This is a genomic window from Acinetobacter sp. Ac_5812 (assembly GCF_013072695.1).
Taxonomy (GTDB): domain Bacteria; phylum Pseudomonadota; class Gammaproteobacteria; order Pseudomonadales; family Moraxellaceae; genus Acinetobacter.
This window is the reverse complement of sequence record NZ_LXUK01000008.1, coordinates 108,794-128,060: the sequence shown is the minus strand read 5'-3', so window position 1 is coordinate 128,060 and position 19,267 is coordinate 108,794. Positions and strand designations below refer to the sequence as shown.

Below are 19,267 nucleotides of genomic sequence, written 5' to 3'. Positions count from 1 at the left end.
AATATGATCTTAACAGATGATATTGGAAAACGTTCGATAACTTGAACAAGCTCAGGCTAAGCTTCTAACTAAACTCTTGCGGGTCAACATCAATCGATAGCCTCAGTAGATGCTGGCGAGGTAAGTGTACGACGTGTTGCCACCACTGGCGTAAATAAAAATGCAGTTTTGCTCGATCGCTAGACAAAATCACCATATGTGCACGATAACGGCCTGCTTTACGCTCCATCGGTGCAGGAATGGGTCCCCAAATGTCGACAATCTCGCCAGCCATTGTCCGTAATTGTTGTGCAATATCCGCTAAGAATTGCTGACTATAGTCGCGATCTTTAGATTCGACCCGAACCAATACTGCATAACGATAAGGCGGCAGCAGGGCAACTTTGCGATCAGCCAGCATTTGTTTTGCGACAGTACGGTAGTCATGCTCAATCAGGGTGGTCAACATCGGGTGATCAGGGCGCAGGCTTTGTAAATAAACACTGCCTTTATGCTCACCACGACCAGCACGTCCGGCGACCTGAACAATCAGCTGCGCGGTTCGCTCAGGTGCACGTGGGTCGACACTGAGTAAGCCAGCATCAATATCTAAAATCGCAACAAGAGTGACATGCGGGAAATGATGACCTTTGGCCAGCATTTGCGTACCCAACAGAATGCTCGGCTTATTTTGCTGAATGCGATCATAGATCTTTTGCCAGCTACCGACTCGACTGGTACTGTCCCGATCGACTCGAATAACTTCATTATGTGGGAACAGCTCTTGTAAATGTTCTTCAAGTTTTGCTGTACCTGCACCAATGGTTTTTAAGCTTTGCTTCTGACAGGCAGGACAATGATCAGGCAGGCGATTGATGGTGCCGCAGTGATGACAATGTAAATAATGGTAGGGCTGTGAATGCAAAGTAAAATGCGCATCACAATGTGGGCAGTTGGCTTGCCAACCGCAGCTTTCACACATCAGGATGGGTGCATAACCGCGTCGATTTAAAAAGATCAGCACCTGTTCTTTACGTTCTAAAGTATGTTTGATCTGTTCGATCAGGGTTTGACTCAGACCATGCTTCTTTTTTGCGACTTTTAAATCCACCACATACATTTTCGGCAGTACAGCGACGCCTGCACGCTGATTCAACTCAAGCAGATGTAACTTGCCCGATTCCACCAAGTGATAACTGTCAATACTTGGGGTGGCTGAACCGAGAATGACAGGACAGTTCTGTAAATGACCACGATATAAAGCCACATCGCGGGTATGGTAACGAAAACCTTCTTGCTGCTTAAAGGAGAGATCATGTTCCTCATCTAGAATGATTAAGCCTAGATGCGGCAGTGGGGTATAGATTGCAGAGCGTGTACCAATAATAATGGAAGCTTTGCCCGTTTGCGCATGTTGCCAAGCCTGTAAGCGTTTCGAATCGTTTAGACCGGAATGAAGCAAGGCCACATCGCAATGAAACCGTGACTTAAAACGGGCGACCGTTTGCGGGGTTAGACCAATTTCAGGCACCAGTACCAATACTTGTTTGCCTTGTTTTAACACCTCATGCATGACTTGCAAATAAACTTCAGTTTTGCCACTGCCAGTCAAACCATCGAGTAAAAATGCCTGATAGTGATACTGTGCTTTGAGGATCTGTTGAATTGCTTTCTTTTGATCTTCGTTGGGCGTCAAAGGGACTTGTGCCAGTTGCACAGGCGTTGGGGTGAAATCATGCGGTTCTAGACAGCATTCAACCAAGCCCTTTTTTTCTAATGCCTTTAAAGTTGAGGTTTCTACACCACTGAGATTGAGCACATTCTCAGTAGCACCGTGAGGATGAAGCTTTAAAACCTGATAAGCATCATATTGTTTTTGTGAACGTTTTAATAAGGCATTGGGGTCATCATGCGGTGTGATTTTCCATAAATGAAATAGGATATCTAAGGCACGCCCTTGTCTTAATAAGGTAGGCAAGGCACTTTGCATGACCTCACCAATCGGGAATTGGTAATATTGTGCTGACCATGTCAACAAAGTTAAAACTTGTTGGTCTAGAATCGTTTCCTGATCAAGTAATTCTGTGATGGCCTTAAGTTTGAATTGTCCTATAAATACTTCGTTAGGATCTACTTTTTCAGTAATAATTCCCACGAGGTTTTGCCGCCCAAAAGAAATGGCAACGCGTGCACCGATTTGTGCCTGTGCATATTGCTCAGCACTGACTGTATAGTCAAAGGTGTCATACACATAGACGGGTATCGCGACTCGAATACGGTAGAGAATAGCGTTAGAATTTTCGGTAGGCATATAGGCTTCATTCATGGGTAAAATGGCATGACTGTATGTCATGGAATTATGCTAAAGTGCGAAGTGTTATGTCGATGAATTTCTTGTGAAACGCTCAGGTTTCACTTCAAACACGGATGCAACTGTAACAACAACTATTTTGGGACAATTAGAACAGAACCATGCCTGCTTATCAATTTACCGCGCTTGATGCCTCAGGAAAGCAACATAAAGGTGTGCTGGAAGGGGATTCTGCACGCCAAATTCGTCAACAGTTACGCGATAAAGCATGGACACCCATTGCGGTCGATGCGGTTGAGCAAAAAGACAAACAGCAACAACGCTCATGGTTTAAAAAAAGCTTTAGTGCCTATGATTTGGCCTTGATGACCCGACAGCTTTCAGTCTTGGTCGCTGCAGGTATTCCACTTGAAGAAGCACTGCGTGCAGTGAGTAAACAAAGTGAAAAATCACATGTCCAAAACTTATTAATCGCGGTACGGTCCAAGGTTTTGGAAGGGCATTCACTGGCAAAAAGTATGCAGCAATCGGGACGATTTCCCGAACTGTATATTGCAACAGTTGCAGCAGGCGAGCGCTCAGGCCATCTTGATTTAATCTTAGATCAGTTGTCGGACTACACCGAAAACCGTTTTGCCATGCAGAAGAAAGTGCAGGGTGCGATGATCTATCCGATCGTACTGATGTTGATGTCTTTCGGGATCGTGATGGGGCTGATGACCTACGTCGTGCCTGAAATCGTAAAGACCTTTGAACAAAGCAAAGAAGCCTTGCCCTGGATCACAGTTGCTTTGATGAAAGCCAGTGCCTTTATTCGACATACGTGGTTGGGCATGCTCATTCTGGCCTTTATCGCGGTGATCTTGTTTACCCGTTTTTTAAGAACCACCGCGGGACATTATGCATTTGACCGATTAACACTCAGATTGCCACTATTTGGTAAACTTTCGCGTGGTATAAATGCGGCACGTTTTGCCAGTACCTTATCGATTCTGACCCGTTCAGGGGTGCCTTTGGTTGAAGCTCTCCGTATCGGTGCTGAAGTCAGTAATAACTGGGTGATTCGTGATGCGATTGAAGTGGCGATGGAGCGTGTAACAGAAGGTGGTAATTTGGCAACACAGTTAGAGCGTTGCGGTTATTTCCCACCAATGATGGTACAAATGATTCGAAGCGGTGAAGCATCAGGCGAGCTAGATCGTATGTTGGATCGCGCATCCACCATGCAAGATCGTGAGGTCACCACCTTTATTTCCACATTACTGGCGTTACTCGAACCCTTGATGCTGATTTTTATGGCAGCAATTGTATTGGTGATTGTTATTGCAGTAATGTTGCCAATTATTAATATGAACAATATGATCTAATGAGTGACATGTAAGAGATGAATATGAATAATTCAATGGATAAACAAAATGTTGGACGTAGCTTGAATGCTCGTACTCGAAGCATAGCTTCTTCTCTTGTGGAATCTTGCAACTCAGAGCATAGCTCTTCGTCTTGCGCTTATCCTCGCACTCGAAGCCTAGCTTCTTCTCTTGCGGCACGTTCGAGCGTTGCTCGAATGAATCGTGCCTCAGGATTTACACTCATTGAGGTGATGGTTGTTATTGTAATTCTTGGTGTTTTGGCAGCACTGATTGTTCCGAATGTGATGGGCCGTGGTGAAAAGGCCAAAGTCGATACCACCAGTATTACCTTAAAAGGGGTTGCTGGTGCGTTGGATCAGTATAAGCTAGACAATGGTCGTTACCCATCCATGCAAGATGGTGGTCTAGATGCATTGGTGAACCAACCCGCAACAGCTAAAAACTGGTTACCAGGTGGTTATGTCAAAGGTGGCTATCCAAAAGACAGTTGGGAAAATGATTTACAATATGTGATCCCAGGTCGTGAAGGTCGTCCATTTGATTTATATTCGTTTGGTGCGGATGGTAAAGAAGGTGGTGAAGGCAATGATGCGGATATTTATTATCAGCCATAATGTTGAATAAAATATCACTTCACTTTTGAATTAAATAAATAGAGAGTGAAGTGATAATGTTTCTTAATTCAATAAAACAACATAACTATTTGAAAAATATAAAATGAATAAAATATTGAATATGTGAGAGTTATAATAAGAATTATTCCCATATTTGATAGTTACAAGAAAAAGAAATTATGCAGAAAAATAGACTATTTCTTTAGATCAAAGCTTTGCATAATAAATTCAAGCCATTGAAAAAAAGATGTGGAGAAATCAGATGAAAGCATTCTTTATGTTGGATGAACTGAATCAGTTTCATTGGGCAATGCTTAAATCTGTATTGCTCATCTTAAGCCTATTACCCTTTAGTGAAGGTGCTTTAAGCTTGTGGCAAGCTTCAGAAGGAAGCAGTCAAATCATGATCGGCTTTTTTGCACTGAGTATGTTGAGTGCATGGCTTGTATTGTGTTTTTTAAGTGCCTTAAAAACCAGTGTCTGGGATAACCAAGAACTGATTTCTAAATATGAGCAGCTTGTATTTAAAGCCTATCGATATATTCCGATGCTGTTTTTATCCAGTCTGGTGGCTTATTTATCGGTGCAATTATCGATTAATTTCTAAGCCGAAGATATTCAAAAAACGTAGACCAAAGATCTACGTTTTTTATGGTCTGCAGTTAAACTGGTCGAACCAAGAGCAGGGTTAACTTACGCACGACAGGCAAGACCAAGAGCAGCACAGGGAAAGCAATTAGCCATGAAATTCCCCACGCTGACATCCACGTTGCGAAAGAGAACTGCTCAAAACCCATACTTCTCAGTGTACTTATACAAGACACGATGAAAGTCATAATAATGGATAAAAAGAAGGGTAAAACAATGGATGCGTAACGATTTGGAATTTTCTGAAAATTAAAAGTAGAAGATTTTGAATTCTGCATTTTTGACTCCGTAAACCAACAAACGCCAGTGCCTTATCCAAGATAAAAATATCTAGATAAAATAGCTCCAAGCCTTGTTGGAGATATGTTGGCACGTTGATTGACGTAAACGTTTACGGCTTTATAATCAGCACAATTAATTTAGCATGAAGTCGCTAAATAGAAAATAAAAATAAGCGTATTTATTGAGTTGGATAGATTCGCTATGCTGCAACTGGGCTTAAAAGAGCAAAAAGGAAAAAGCATGCAACAGATCGAATGGAATGATTTTACTAAGGTTGAATTACGTGTGGGTAGAATTATTCAGGCAGAGGTGTTTCAACAAGCGAGAAAGCCCGCTTATATTTTGCAGGTAGATTTTGGTGAAGAACTGGGGATCAGAAAATCCAGTGCGCAAATTACCAAGCTATATCAACCTGAAGATTTGCTTGGAAAATTGGTGGTTGCTGTGGTGAATTTCCCGAAAAAGCAGATCGGGCCGATTCAGTCTGAATGTCTGGTGACGGGTTTTCATAATGCAGACGGAGATGTCGCGCTTTGTGTCCCAGAGTTTGATGTTCCTCTGGGCACAAAGTTACTGTAATTTATCGACGTGATTTGAAGCTGATATCAACTTTACGTGGACGATAGATCCAGCCTACGATTAATAAAAGCAATGAGAAAATCAAGATCGGGTAATCGCTTAAACGATTGTATAGTGTTTGCCCTTGCATGGCAGGTAATTCACCACGTAACACGGCTTCTTGATCTATTGGCGCTTGTTTAACGATATGACCATGCTGATCGATAAATGCGGTCACACCTGTATTGGTTGCACGAATGAACCAACGACCATTTTCTTTGGCACGCATCTGTACCATTTGCAGATGTTGCCAAGGTCCAGCCGTCCCCGTGAACCATGCATCATTCGACACGGTGATTAAGAAGTCACTATTAGATGCATTACGACGGGTTAGGTTTGGATAAGCCACCTCATAGCAAATGGCGGCTGCCAGTGCATGACCTTTCACCGTAAGCGGTTTTTGATCGGCTTCACCACGTGAAAAACCACTCATGCTGACATCATTCTGCATGGCGGGAAGTACCCATTTCAGCATGCCTGACAATGGAATATATTCGCCAAAGGGTACTAAACGTTGTTTCTTATACAAGCCAAAGGAATCACTACCCGATGCCATAATGCTGTTGTAATACAACGGCTCACCCACTTGCTGTGATTTAGGTAGATCCCAATAAGGAATACCTGTGACCCAAGCAGTATCGGTTTTCTTGGCTTGCGCGGCCATCGCATCCAAGAATTCTGGAATATCGGTCTGGAACATCGGAATAGATGACTCAGGCCAGACGATCAGATCACGCCCCCATTCAGCACGAGTCAGTGTGGCGTAAATCTCTAAGGTTTTGATCTGGTATTCGGTCAGCCATTTCAAGTCTTGCGGAATATTGCCCTGAACCAAGGAAACGCTGAGTGGTTTGGCTGCTTTAGGTTGAACGAATTGAATCAATCCAGCGCCCCAAGCACCCAGTATCAGTAGGGTAGATGGAATTGCCCAGAACCAGCGACGATTTAGAATCTCAACTAAAGCACAGGCCAGCACAATCACGACAAATGAAACGGCATAAACGCCAAATAACGGCGCATAGCCATCGAGCAGACGTTCAGTGAAGGCATAACCTGCAAACAACCATGGGAAACCAGTGAACACCCATGTCTTGGCCCATTCAAAGAGTACCCAAAGTGGCGCGAAAGTTAATGGTGTTTCTGGGAAGAAGCGACGATACAACCAAGTTTGAAACGCCGTAAATAAGCCCATTGCGGCTGCCATAAAGACAATCATCAAAATGCTTAGAAAGGCATTGGTATCGCCATAGGTATGAATCGAGGTGTAGAGCCAGAACGCGCCGACAAACCATAAACCAAAACCATATGCCCAACCCAGCGCAAAGGCTTGGCGTGGGCTACGTTGACGTAATACCGCATACAATAGTGCAGGCGATAAAATCGCGAGCCACCAAAAATAATATGGGGCTAAAGCCAAACTAAAGATTGCACCTGAAATCAGTGCAATCAAAAGGGGAAATATAAAAGGAAGCTGAGTGTGTGCTTGAGATGGATTTAGCAGCTTCTCAAAATAGGTTCTCATTGACGGACAGCTCGAATCAGATGAATAGTGCGTGCATCTGCTTCAATAATGGTAAATTGCCAATCTCCAAGTTCAATGGTTTGACCTTGTAAATCGCTCACTAAACCAATCTCTTGCAGCAGTAAGCCGCCCATAGTTTCAACTTCATCGTCAGAAAAATCTGCATCTAAAATAGTGTTGAAGTGTTCGATTGGTGTAAGTGCCTGCACTATCCAAGTATTGGCTGTGGTTGGGTCATTGTCTGGTACGATATACAGTGCTTCTTCATCTGCAATATCGTGCTCATCTTCAATTTCGCCCACAATCTCTTCAAGAATGTCTTCGAGGGTAACCAAACCCGAGGTTGAGCCATATTCATCAATCACGATGGCAATATGGGTCTGGGTATTTTTTAACATGCGTAGCACTTGGTCTGAGCGTGCACTTTCAGGTACGAAAACAGGCTGACGCATCAATGAACGAATATCGACTTTGACATTGCGCTCAGTTAAAAATGGCAAAAGATCTTTCGCCAATAAGATGCCGACCACATTGTCACTTTGATCTGCTGAAAATACAGGGAAGCGTGAATGTGCCGAATCAATCAGTACATGCAGAATATCAAGTAATTGATCGTCTTCCTGTAAGCTGATAATCGCTGTACGCGGTGTCATGACTTCTCGAATCTTGGTTGCTGGCAGATCGAGAACACCCTCAAGCATAGCAACAGTATCTGGCTCTAAAAAGCGACGTGAGTCTTGAACTAACTTGAGTAATTCATCGCGGGTTTCAGGTGCGGTGCCTAACCATTTTCTTAAGCCACGCATACCCCACGACGGACTGGATTCCTCGACCATGATCTTTCCTAAAGACTCTCTATATCAATTAGATGATTTTCATCATACCGAAGATAAAGCGGATATGCATCAATAAAACTATGTAAAAAACGTACAGTTTTTCAAAATGCTGCTGATGATTTTCATCTGAGCCGTTTATGCTAAAATATGACAATTCGAATATTTGAGTTTAATGATGTCTGAACAACCCAAACTTCCCGCTGTTCAAATTAATACGCGAGGTTTACGTTGCCCTGAACCTGTGATGATGCTGCATCAAGCTATTCGCAAAGCCAAGTCAGGTGATGTTGTTGAGGTGCTTGCCACAGATCCGTCTACCTCATGGGATATTCCAAAATTTTGTATGCATCTCGGACACGAGTTGGTATTAAAAGAAGAAAGTTTGGATGAAAACAGCAATACGGAATATCGTTATTTGGTCCAGAAGGGTTAAGGATCATTTTTAAATATAAAAGCTTAAATCACGACTAAATTGATTTTATTAACGTTATCGTGATTTAAGCTATTTAATTAAAGGTTTTATTAATTTATTAATAATAATGCCTTTCTTTAAACTACAAGAATTTGCTGGTTTAATAATCCACTTGTCGGTATTAAGATCAATAGCGTAAGGCTCTCCACTTCCATATGCTATTAACTCCCTATTTTTGTATTCTTTTTCATCAACCACTAAAACATTTTTTTTAGAATCCCAATAAGCTTCCTGAGTTGCGAAAATAGGAAGAATTCTATTTTCCCTATTCTCAAAATATAAACATGACCCTTCAATTTTTATAGTTGCCTCGCTATAACTTGCATTGTCTCCTTCACCGGTATATTTTATTTGAGGAATAATGACTGTAGATTGAGAGCTTTTAGTCTCTTGGTTAGGGTTGTTACATCCATAAAGAATACAGATGAACCCAATGAATGAGCTAAATAGTTTAATTTTTTTATTCATGATCAATAGACTAAAGAAAATCCTAGGTTATAAAGTTCATCCGTAGACATATAATAATATTCTGTACATTCGCCTGAGCCAGTACCAGAAGCTAGTGTCCCTTTTAACAAGCCAAATGCGGTTTGAGATGCGAAAACGGGACCGCCACTATCTCCTTGATAACATTTTAACGTTCCATTTCCTGTTCCTGATGCAGTGCCTTTTACTCTTACCCAGACAGGGTTACAGGTTTGACCATTGCATGCATTGGAATAAGTGGGGGCATAATTAGTTTGAGCTACATAACCACAACTATATCCAGTCGTTTTACCCTGATGACAAACATTATCGCCTTGAGTCGTACTTGCTCGTGTTCTTCGGCCTGTTAAAGTACGAGGGGTTGTTTGAGAGTCAGCATAAAACTCTGGTACAACAGTATTTCCAGAAGTAACAGAGTGCCATTGTACATCTTGATTTGCATTGCGTGCTTCATTAACAAAATTAAGTGCTACGCCACTATCCATATCCTTTAAGTTATTGTCACAATGACCAGCTGTTGTTATAAATCTGGTCCCTGCACTGTTTTTATACCAAAACCTGACGTACAGTAGGATGAGGGAGAAGAGATATAAGCACCGCCTCGAATACTTGCAGCATCAGACATTTTTTGATTAGTAAACTCTATGTTAAAGGGTAAACCATTATTTTTACTTGATAGCGTTGCTAACTTCTGCTGTAAAATGGATTTATTAAGACTTCCATCTGTATAAACTAATAAACCAATTTCTCCACTTTTTTCATCATACCAAGTTGCTTGTAAATCAGGGAAAATTTTTTTCAAACTAGGAATATTCGCTTTTAATCTACTTAAGCCTTCATCAAGAGTCTCATTAGCACCTGTTTGAAACTCAATAGGGATACTTAAATCTATATTAATAAAAGAAGGAAGAGTGCTTTGTACTTTAGCTCTAAAATTTTGTACAGGTTGTCCACCTTTTAGTCGAACAATAATTTTATAGGTTGGGTCATGCTCAACATAAATCCCAGCCAAACGTTCTTTATAGTTTTGTTTTATTTGCTCTATTAAAGGAGCTTTTGCATCTTGTATTGCTAACCTTTTTTGAGCCTCTTGTAAGCTTACACGATGATCTTTTATATACTCATTCGATTGTGCTTTTAATTCCTGGGCTAATGGAGAATTAGCTGCATAAGTATGAAAAGAGCATAAAGCTATAAATGGTAAAAATATACACTTCTTAAAATTATTCATATTTAACCTTTAAAATTATTTTAAGGTTTGAAACTATCATATTAAGATTTTAATTATTTTACGTTTTATACATTAAATTTAATCATATGGTGCCGATTTTATAAATATTTATTGTTTTATTTCAGGCCTTGTCAGTTATATCTGATGCTTAAAATATATTTGAATATTGAAGTGGCTAAAGCCCCAAAGATAAAACCCACCAAAACAGTGTCTTAGTGGGTCGCAAGGAATTACATATTCGGATAGTTCGGACCACCGCCGCCTTCAGGCGTTACCCACGTAATGTTTTGTGATGGGTCTTTGATATCACAAGTCTTACAGTGGACACAGTTGGCTGCGTTGATTTGGAAGCGTTTAGAGCCATCATCATTTTCCATGATTTCGTAAACACCAGCAGGGCAGTAACGTTGAGCTGGCTCATCCCATTTTGGTAGGTTTACATCCACTGGAATAGATGGATCAGTCAACTTCAAATGAGCTGGCTGATTTTCTTCATGTACGGTATTTGAGATAAAGACTGAAGATAAACGGTCAAAAGTCAACTTGCCATCTGGTTTTGGATAGTTTGGTTTAAACGTTGAAGCATCCACCGTTTTAAGCACGGCAAAGTCTTGTTTAAGATCATGCAACGTGAATGGCACTTTAAAGATGTTTTGATCGATAAAGTTAAATGCACCACCAATCCATTGACCGAATTTGTGCATCGCTGGACCAAAGTTACGCGAGCTATATAACTCTTCTTTTAACCAAGAATTGTTATATTTATCGGTATAAGCAGTGAGCTCTTTGTCAAAGTGGTCTTCGCCTTCAAGTACACGTGCAATCGCAAGATCACCACCTTTGGCAACACCCGCTGCAATCGCTTCAAACACTGCTTCACCACACAACATGCCTGATTTCATTGCAGTGTGTGAGCCTTTGATTTTTGAGAAGTTCAAGAAACCAGCATCATCACCAATCAAGCAACCGCCTGGGAAAGTGAGTTTAGGCAATGCATTAAAGCCGCCTTTGACTACTGCACGAGCACCGTAAGAAATACGTTTGCCACCTTCAAGGAATTGCTTGATGGTTGGGTGTGTTTTCCAACGTTGCATTTCCATGAATGGGTACATGTGTGGATTTTCATAAGATAAATCGACGATCATGCCCATGGTGACTTGATTGTTTTCTGCGTGATATAACCACCAACCACCAGTAGAACCTGTTTCAGACAAAGGCCAACCAGCGCCATGCATCACTAAACCTGGTTTGTGTTTTGCAGGATCAATTTCCCAAAGTTCTTTAATCCCGATACCGTAATGTTGCGGATCAGCATCTTTATCTAGATTATATTTGGCAATCAGACGCTTACCGAGGTGACCGCGGCAGCCTTCAGCAAATAAAGTATATTTGGCATGTAGTTCATAGCCAGGCGTGAAGTTATGTGTTGGCTCACCATTTTTGCCAATCCCCATATCACCTGTTTGGATGCCTTTTACCGTACCATCTTCATGATAAAGCACTTCAGCAGCAGCAAAACCCGGGAAGATTGAAACTTCAAGTTCTTCGGCTTTTTGACCTAACCAGCGAACAACGTTACCAAGAGAAACCACATAGTTTCCATCGTTGTGCATTGATTTCGGCACCATCCAATGCGGCATTTTTTGTGCTTTGCTATCAGACAGTAAGAAATATGTTTCGTCGCCCGTTACAGGGACATTCAGTGGCGCACCTTCTTCTTTCCAGTTTGGAAATAATTCGTTCATGGCACGTGGTTCAAGTACAGCACCGGAAAGGATATGCGCACCTACTTCAGAGCCTTTTTCAACAACACATACAGAAAGATCAGGTAGGTTGTTTTCAATCGCTAATTGACGAATTTTAATCGCAGCAGATAAACCCGAAGGTCCTGCGCCAACGATCACTACGTCAAACTCCATCGCTTCACGTTCGATGTGTTCCATGTAGGACTCCTCATATTTTTAAGGGTGGCAACCGTAATATTGCGATTCGGTGCTGCCATGAGTGTTCTGAATTGCCGAACACAAATGGTAGTATGTGCTCGCAAACGTTTGGGCTAGTATAGTTTTAAACCTTGGTCTCGCCAATTGGCTGAGCGGTCATATTTTCTCGTCATCAAGGCATAAACTATGATAAATGAAAATGATTCTCCACAAAACCCTTTAGAAAATCAGGGAAAAATCATGTTTTCTGATGATAAAAACTTAATCGACATTGCACAATACATAAAAGATGTACAGCAAAGTCACAAAAGGTCAATTCCCCCATTGGACCAGTGGCATCCAAAGCATTGCGGTAAAATGGATCTACGCATAAAAGCCAATGGCGAATGGTGGCACGAAGGTCAATTGGTCAAACGACAAGCGCTACTCGACCTGTTTAGCAAAGTCTTGTGGAAAGAAGATGGTAAATTCTATCTCAAAACCCCTGTTGAACAGATTGAAATTGAAGTCGAAGATGAGCCTTTGCTCGTTAATCAGGCAGATCAGGTGGAAATAGAGGGTAAAACCTATTTACAACTGACGACGATCAATCAGGATGTGGTGATTGTTGATGAGCAACATCCCATTTTTATGCGTGAATATGGCGGTGAGTTAAGACCCTATGTGCATGTTCGCTTTGGTATGAATGCCTTGATTCAGCGTCAGAGTTTTTATCATCTCGTGAACTACGGCAGTTTGTCTGAAAATGCGCAGGGTGAGACGGTTTTAACACTAAAAAGTGGTGATTTGGTCTTGCATTTGAGCACCTGAGGTTTAAGCTTAAAAGAGCGAATAAACCAATGCCTAAGTGTGTATGACAGCTGTTCAATCGATGCCTCTTTTACTCAATCCTATGCCACATGCGTCATCAGATGCTCCAATTGGTGTTTTTGATTCAGGGGTAGGTGGATTGTCGGTCGCGCAGGAGATTGCCCGACATTTACCCAATGAACAGATTATCTACTATGCAGATACGGCACATGTCCCGTATGGGGCACGTAGTGATCAGGAAATCCGCCAGCTCACGGCTCAAGCGATTGAATGGTTGTATCGTCAAGGCTGCAAAATTGCAGTTGTCGCATGTAATACAGCTTCGGCATTTAGCTTGGATTATTTACGTGACCATTATGGTGAACGGTTTCCAATTGTTGGTTTAGTCCCTGCATTGAAACCCGCAGTGATTCAAACCCAGTCAAAAGTTGTAGCAGTACTGGCGACACCTGCAACCTTTCGCGGTCAGTTGATTAAAGATGTCATCTCTAAATTTGCGGAACCTGCTGGGGTTAATGTTCTAACAGTGACAAATTTAGAATTGGTGCCGTTTGTAGAAGCAGGTCAGGAGATGAGTCAGGCGTGTTTAAATGTCTTGCAACAGATACTTCAACCTGTGGTTGAGCAGGGAGCTGATTATTTAGTGTTGGGATGTACGCACTATCCATTTCTAAAACAAGCGATTCATCAGATTTTTGCAGAAAAATTAAAATTAATTGATTCTGGACAAGCAGTTGCACGACAAACAACCTATATTTTAATTAAAAATGGGTTATTATGTGACAAATTGCGTCATAATATTACACGTATTGAATGTTATGTCAGTGGTAACAATGCTGTCGCGCTGCAACCAGTCCTTCAGCACCTTATACCAGAACAATTAACATGGAAAGTTAGAAATTTGGACGATCTAGGTGTCTCTCATATCTAAATTGAGCCAGTTTTATATATTTTATTGGGGTTAGCTGTTAATAAAAATCAAGATGCATACTTGATATTATTGATAAATGAATTGGGGCTTCGCCTATGCAAGATACTCGTTATCAAGTCTTTATTTCTACCTCTGGCAATGAAATGCAACCAGAGCGAGCGGTTTTGGCACAAACTCTTGTGGGAATGGGATTCCTGTCTTGGGGTTTAGAGCAACGTACGCCTTTAAGTACATCAATTGCCCGTCGTCAAATTGATGATTGTGATTATGTGGTGATTCTTTTGGGTAGCCAATATGGCGAGCAGTCGGTTTCAGGTGTGGGTTATATGCATCTGGAATACATATATGCGATGACCAAACAGAAGCCCGTGATTGTGTTTATGCATGAAGATCCCGAATCACGTGATGCAAAACTACATGATCACAAATCTGAATTAAAAGAAAAATTTAAAGAGTTTAGAAAACAGCTTCAACATGAAGTCGATCAAGTCTTTTGTTATCGCACATTAAGAGATTTAGAACTCGCTGTTCGTTCAAGTATGCCGCAGATGTTAGAGCGTTATCCTGTCGTGGGTTGGGTACGTCCGCAAAACACACAGGTACTACGCGATGAAATTGATGCATTGCGAGCCAAAGTCAAACAGCTGGAAACAGAGCTTGGTAATCGTGAAACAGATCCTTTGACCAATGTTGCTAAAGTCTCGATGCATGAACTGTACTCTTTTGAGTATCGCATGCATGCTTATCAGGATGGTAATTTCAAAGAAGTTAAACCGCATCGTAAAATGACGTGGGCACAATTACTGAATGTATTGGGCTCGGCTTTTGTTATCCCAACACCTGAAGAATATTTTTCTAAACGCATGAATGAATATTTAAATGAAACGGGTTTGGAGGATGCGCGTAAAGAGATGCCAAGAGCACATGCGGTTTCTCGTGCTCAAGTCAATATTCGGGCATTGCATGAGATTAAATTGCAGATGCGTCAAAATGAATGGATCATGCCGACTGGACGCGATGATCGTCAGCGTATGCTGTGGCAATTGACGGCAAAAGGGCAGAAATTATTGGAAAGTAATGTTTTGGACAGTAATCGGGTTTTTCAATTTAAGACCATGCATTAATCCAATTTAGAAAAAAGCCTTAAAACTGCTAAAGTAATTGAATGAACTCAATGAAAAGCGGATGCGGTCTATGTTAGCGACACAAAAACCAAAAGTGACTGTGATTCTGGCCAATCTTGGTACACCAGATGCAGCCACTGTGCCAGCAGTAAGACGCTTTCTAAAGCAATTTTTGTCAGATACGCGGGTGATTGAGATTCCCAAGTTACTTTGGTGGATCATCCTGCACTTATTTGTCCTGACTTTCCGTCCAAAACGTGTGGCTGAAGCTTATGCTTCGGTTTGGTCAAATGACTCGCCCATGCGTGAAATTGTATTAGAACAAACACTGCTGATTAAGCAGCGTCTACAAGAAGAAAATCATCAGTTTGAGCTGACCGTTGTCCCTGCAATGACCTATGGTCAACCCAGTATTCATGATGTACTTGATCAACTGGCGCAAATACCACAAGAGCACGTCATTTTACTACCATTGTTCCCACAATATTCTGCGACTTCAACTGCACCTTTATATGATGCCTTTGCCAAATGGATTCCACAGCAACGTCATCTGCCCGGCATGACCTTGATTAAGGATTATTATCAGCATCCTCTGTTTATACAGGCATTGGTAGATAGCGTATTAAACTATCAATTGCAGCATGGGAAACCTGAAAAATTACTCATGTCGTTCCACGGTATTCCCCAGCCTTATGCCGATAAAGGTGATCCTTATGCTGATCGTTGTCGAATGACCGCGCGTCTCGTTGCGGAGGCTTTACATCTGCAAGAGCATGAATGGGCGATTAGCTTCCAGTCAAGATTTGGCAAGCAAGAGTGGGTCAAACCGTATACCGACCAGCTATTACAACAATGGGCTGAGCAAAAAGTACAGTCAGTACAAGTAATTAGCCCTGCATTTTCAGCCGATTGTCTGGAAACGCTGGAAGAGTTGGCAATGCAAAATAAAGAGATTTTCCAGCATGCAGGTGGTGGCGACTATGCCTATATTCCTGCCTTGAATGCAGATCAGGCGCATATAGATTTGCTTGCCAGTCTGGTTCAGGCTAATCTTGATGCACTCACTCATACCTTAGCCCATCGTTAAATCGACGCTTTATTTCGCCAGAGGTTTCTATGCTACAAGTCAAAATTGTCCCTGTTACTGCATTTGCCCAAAACTGCTCAATCCTGTGGGACAGTGAAAGCAAAGAAGCGATTTTGATTGATGCGGGTGGTGATGCTGCGGTACTTAAAAAAGAAGTAGAAACCTTGGGCTTAAAGGTCAAAGCATTGTGGTTAACCCATGGACATCTTGACCATGCCGGTGCAGTCGGTGAGTTGGCGGAGACATGGAAAATACCAGTCATTGGTCCACATAAAGAAGATCAGTTCTGGTTGGATATGATTCAGGAAGTCTCGGCACGTTATGGTTTTCCAATCCCACAGCCTGTAAAAGTTGATCAATGGCTTGAAGGTGGCGAAGTATTAAAGCTGGGTGAGGATGAATTTGAGGTTCGTTTTGCCCCAGGTCATACCCCAGGGCATGTGATGTTCTATAACGCCAAGCATGGCTTGTTGTGGACGGGTGACGTACTGTTTAAAGGTTCGATTGGACGGACTGACTTTCCAAAAGGCAATCACCAACAGCTGTTAGATTCGATTCAACGCGAATGCTTTAGCCTGCCAGATGAAACGCAATTTATCTCAGGTCATGGACCGATGAGCACCATCGGTTATGAAAAGCAATTCAATCCTTTTGTGGCAAGCAAAGCGGGTTAATCTTTGATTTAAGCTTCTGTATAAGTATTCGCGGTTATACAGAAGCTTGCAGTTTAAATTGCTTCTAGCCATTTTTGATTGGCAAGATTCACATCAAAATTCAAACTATTACAAATACTTTGTAAATCAAAAGATGCTTTATCTTCTGGAATCTGAATCAAAATCGGTAGACGGGTAATACCATTGTCTCCTGTCGGGAAGGCATAGTGCCGTTCTTTATGATTGATTGAAATCAGTGATTCAAATTCTAAATATATAATCAATGATGGAAAGCGCCGTTGAATGCGAATAATTTCTTGATGCGCATGTCTTTTGATTTGTGAGGTTTTCTCTTTTAACTGAATAATATTATCTTTTATTTTCTGTGGTTTATTGAGTAGCTTACTGAGAAAAGACACGCTTTGTTTCAGTTGACGCTGATTCTCTTTTAACTCTGAAAATGCATCTTTATATTCTTGCAAACAACTAATGCTTAAGTCTTTGAGGATATTGGTCGGCTCTAGTGCTGCTGTATGGTGCTTTTTCCAGTCATCATAAGAAAACACGGTAAATACATCGCTATGGCGTTTTTGCAATAAGGTGGCGTAGGATTTAAGTCGCGCGATAAATAGATTGACCTGTTTATTTAAGATAATTGAAGGTTGTGATTGAAAGGCAATAAAATGGCTAATCAGATCATCCAAGGTTTGTTTGACGCTAATGTAAAGGTAATGACATTCATCACTATGATGTACTGCATGTTTTAACGCATCTGCGATCGGTTCAAGAATATTGCGACAGAGTTTCTGTTCAAAATCAATCAGTCGTTGTTCAATGAGCTTTTCAATAAAGACGCCGTGGGGATTGAGCGGTTCCATCAAAAAGGGAATCAGGGTTTTATTGACATAAAGCTCGATATGACGAACAATATCAGAGACATAGTGATTGACCTGTTTATCAATAGTAATGATGTGATCCATTTGCCATCGGAATTGCTGATGCTGTGATTCATCTTCGATTTGCTCTAAAGCTAAAAAAGCAGCATTGAAGTAAATATTTTCACAGGCTTCAAATTTTTCTTCCTGCAAAAAGCGTCGAATCGAAAAAGTATTTGCGATACCTTCTTTGCTCGGTGCGAGTGCAAAGATATATTGAGACGTTTTAACAATATCAAGTTGTTTTGTTTTTTGCTGTTGGTATAAAAAATATTTAAGAATATGTGGCTTTTCTTCACGTAACTGATGAGAACGAATAATGTTAAAGGAATATTTAAGTAGCTGTTGTTTCAAAAATACTTCAGTAATAAAGGTTTTGATGACACCCGTATTGATATGTCTTTGATTGGCAGGCAATTGAATAATTTCTTTCTGTAAAATAATTTGTGCAGAGGCATAGATAAATTCTTTTAACACCTGTTTTTTCTGTTCTTGTAGATCAAAATCATCTTCTGTATTGATGCAGTTAATCTGACCGAGCATATTCTCTAAATAGTCGGAGATGGCATAAATATCTTGGTATTGTTCTAATTTTTCCAAAGAATTGGCAATGGTTCTGACGAACACTTTCATGGGTGCATCTTGAATTTTTTCTGCCAATAGGTGGATGTCATGCTTGGCAAGATAAGAAAAACTTTGCTCTTTTCGATTCCAGTGAATCTTTTTGAGTTGCAAAATCTGCTGACAGATATTTTCACGGTCTTCAGCAACGCAGGTGGAAAAAAGTGTTTGTAAACTTAGCTGCCAATTGGCATCTAAATTTGGATCTATTTGAGTGACTAAAACCCTGAGCTGATAAGGAATAGATTGATTCATTATTACATCCTAGTAAGTCTAAATATTTTTATTAAACAAACTGATCCCTATAAAATTTTGATTAAGGTTGGACCAGTATGAGATATAAGTTGTCGTGAGTTATTTGCTATTTTTATTCATTACAATGTTTGGATTAAGGTTTGCATAAGGTCAAAAAAAAGTAAATTACTGTGATGTAATTCACATATCTAAAATGTGTAAATTTTTATTAAAATGCATCAATCTGGATTGGGGGAAAACTTTCTAATGGTGGAAAGAATGAAGATGATTAATCCTCATAATCATCTTCATTGCGTTTTTGATCTGCTTGTGGCGCATCCTGAGTCGGGAGTTTGTATTCATCACTGGCCCAAGCACCGAGATCAATCAACTTACAGCGTTCTGAACAGAAAGGACGAAATTGATTGCCTTCCCAAGTGCTGGCTTCAGCGCAACGCGGGCAGGGGAATGTACGTGGCATAGAAAATTCCTAGAACAAAGAGCAAATAGATTAGGCAAAAGTAAGGTGAGTTGTTAGACTTATGCCGATTTCTAGATAG

20 protein-coding genes are annotated in these 19,267 nt (G+C 41.0%); 10 read left to right on the top strand and 10 right to left on the bottom strand.

Features of this window, described 5'->3' with window-relative positions; genetic code table 11:
* Positions 1–64: 64 nt before the first annotated feature.
* Entirely contained in the window at positions 65–2,305 is a 2,241-nt protein-coding gene (locus A7P55_RS06635) for a primosomal protein N' (protein WP_171551673.1), read from the bottom strand.
* A 146-nt stretch (positions 2,306–2,451) separates the two neighbouring features.
* On the opposite strand from A7P55_RS06635, the gene gspF reads away from it, so the two are divergent.
* The 3 genes from gspF to A7P55_RS06620 all read left to right on the top strand — a co-directional run bounded on the left by gspF (position 2,452) and on the right by A7P55_RS06620 (position 4,881).
* A complete protein-coding gene (gene gspF / locus A7P55_RS06630; protein ID WP_171551540.1) occupies positions 2,452–3,657 on the top strand; it encodes a type II secretion system inner membrane protein GspF in 1,206 nt (401 codons plus the stop codon).
* 17 nt (positions 3,658–3,674) lie between these two features.
* Positions 3,675–4,274, top strand: a complete 600-nt coding sequence (gene gspG / locus A7P55_RS06625; protein ID WP_289847013.1) for a type II secretion system major pseudopilin GspG — start codon at positions 3,675–3,677, stop codon at positions 4,272–4,274.
* Between the two features lie 262 nt (positions 4,275–4,536).
* Positions 4,537–4,881, top strand: coding sequence for a hypothetical protein (locus A7P55_RS06620; RefSeq protein ID WP_171551539.1), 345 nt, complete (start codon positions 4,537–4,539; stop codon positions 4,879–4,881).
* A gap of 55 nt (positions 4,882–4,936) precedes the next feature.
* Here the strand turns inward: A7P55_RS06620 and A7P55_RS06615 are convergent, their stop codons facing one another.
* On the bottom strand, positions 4,937–5,200 hold the full coding sequence (locus A7P55_RS06615; protein WP_016660484.1) for a DUF2798 domain-containing protein: 264 nt from the start codon (positions 5,198–5,200) through the stop codon (positions 4,937–4,939).
* A gap of 244 nt (positions 5,201–5,444) precedes the next feature.
* Here A7P55_RS06615 and A7P55_RS06610 point away from each other — a divergent pair, with 244 nt between their 5' ends.
* The gene (locus A7P55_RS06610) at positions 5,445–5,783 is read left to right on the top strand and encodes a tRNA-binding protein (protein WP_023270886.1); all 339 of its coding nucleotides are present in this window, start codon (positions 5,445–5,447) and stop codon (positions 5,781–5,783) included.
* 1 nt (position 5,784) lies between these two features.
* Here A7P55_RS06610 and lnt read toward each other — a convergent pair whose 3' ends face one another.
* Positions 5,785–7,344 carry an apolipoprotein N-acyltransferase gene (lnt, locus tag A7P55_RS06605; protein WP_171551538.1) on the bottom strand — a complete coding sequence of 520 codons (1,560 nt, stop codon included), beginning with the start codon at positions 7,342–7,344 and terminating at the stop codon, positions 5,785–5,787.
* The gene (locus tag A7P55_RS06600) at positions 7,341–8,180 is read right to left on the bottom strand and encodes a CBS domain-containing protein (protein ID WP_004656129.1); all 840 of its coding nucleotides are present in this window, start codon (positions 8,178–8,180) and stop codon (positions 7,341–7,343) included. The genes lnt and A7P55_RS06600 overlap by 4 nt, the downstream gene beginning before the upstream one ends.
* Before the next feature lie 175 nt (positions 8,181–8,355).
* On the opposite strand from A7P55_RS06600, the gene tusA reads away from it, so the two are divergent.
* The gene (gene tusA / locus A7P55_RS06595; RefSeq protein ID WP_004656127.1) at positions 8,356–8,613 is read left to right on the top strand and encodes a sulfurtransferase TusA; all 258 of its coding nucleotides are present in this window, start codon (positions 8,356–8,358) and stop codon (positions 8,611–8,613) included.
* 69 nt (positions 8,614–8,682) lie between these two features.
* On the opposite strand, the gene A7P55_RS06590 is transcribed toward tusA, so the two are convergent.
* The 4 genes from A7P55_RS06590 to A7P55_RS06580 form a co-directional block, all read right to left on the bottom strand.
* Entirely contained in the window at positions 8,683–9,120 is a 438-nt protein-coding gene (locus A7P55_RS06590) for a hypothetical protein (protein WP_171551537.1), read from the bottom strand.
* A gap of 2 nt (positions 9,121–9,122) precedes the next feature.
* Positions 9,123–9,623: a trypsin-like serine protease gene (locus A7P55_RS06585; protein ID WP_252727836.1), complete on the bottom strand. Its 501-nt coding sequence runs from the start codon at positions 9,621–9,623 to the stop codon at positions 9,123–9,125.
* Between the two features lie 35 nt (positions 9,624–9,658).
* Entirely contained in the window at positions 9,659–10,369 is a 711-nt protein-coding gene (locus tag A7P55_RS22550; protein WP_252727835.1) for a hypothetical protein, read from the bottom strand.
* Between the two features lie 230 nt (positions 10,370–10,599).
* Complete coding sequence (locus A7P55_RS06580) at positions 10,600–12,312, bottom strand: electron transfer flavoprotein-ubiquinone oxidoreductase (protein ID WP_171551536.1); 1,713 nt, start codon at positions 12,310–12,312, stop codon at positions 10,600–10,602.
* Positions 12,313–12,498: 186 nt separating this feature from the next.
* Between A7P55_RS06580 and A7P55_RS06575 the strand changes: the two genes are divergently transcribed.
* The 5 genes from A7P55_RS06575 to A7P55_RS06555 all read left to right on the top strand — a co-directional run bounded on the left by A7P55_RS06575 (position 12,499) and on the right by A7P55_RS06555 (position 16,938).
* Positions 12,499–13,122: a DUF1285 domain-containing protein gene (locus tag A7P55_RS06575; RefSeq protein WP_171551535.1), complete on the top strand. Its 624-nt coding sequence runs from the start codon at positions 12,499–12,501 to the stop codon at positions 13,120–13,122.
* 43 nt (positions 13,123–13,165) lie between these two features.
* The gene (gene murI / locus A7P55_RS06570) at positions 13,166–14,053 is read left to right on the top strand and encodes a glutamate racemase (protein ID WP_171551534.1); all 888 of its coding nucleotides are present in this window, start codon (positions 13,166–13,168) and stop codon (positions 14,051–14,053) included.
* A gap of 95 nt (positions 14,054–14,148) precedes the next feature.
* Positions 14,149–15,177: a DUF4062 domain-containing protein gene (locus A7P55_RS06565; protein ID WP_171551533.1), complete on the top strand. Its 1,029-nt coding sequence runs from the start codon at positions 14,149–14,151 to the stop codon at positions 15,175–15,177.
* A 70-nt stretch (positions 15,178–15,247) separates the two neighbouring features.
* Positions 15,248–16,264 carry a ferrochelatase gene (gene hemH, locus A7P55_RS06560; protein WP_171551532.1) on the top strand — a complete coding sequence of 339 codons (1,017 nt, stop codon included), beginning with the start codon at positions 15,248–15,250 and terminating at the stop codon, positions 16,262–16,264.
* Between the two features lie 29 nt (positions 16,265–16,293).
* Positions 16,294–16,938, top strand: a complete 645-nt coding sequence (locus A7P55_RS06555; RefSeq protein WP_171551531.1) for an MBL fold metallo-hydrolase — start codon at positions 16,294–16,296, stop codon at positions 16,936–16,938.
* 53 nt (positions 16,939–16,991) lie between these two features.
* Here A7P55_RS06555 and A7P55_RS06550 read toward each other — a convergent pair whose 3' ends face one another.
* Positions 16,992–18,728, bottom strand: a complete 1,737-nt coding sequence (locus A7P55_RS06550) for a hypothetical protein (RefSeq protein ID WP_171551530.1) — start codon at positions 18,726–18,728, stop codon at positions 16,992–16,994.
* 268 nt (positions 18,729–18,996) lie between these two features.
* On the bottom strand, positions 18,997–19,188 hold the full coding sequence (locus A7P55_RS06545; protein WP_171551529.1) for a DNA gyrase inhibitor YacG: 192 nt from the start codon (positions 19,186–19,188) through the stop codon (positions 18,997–18,999).
* Positions 19,189–19,267: the final 79 nt, after the last annotated feature.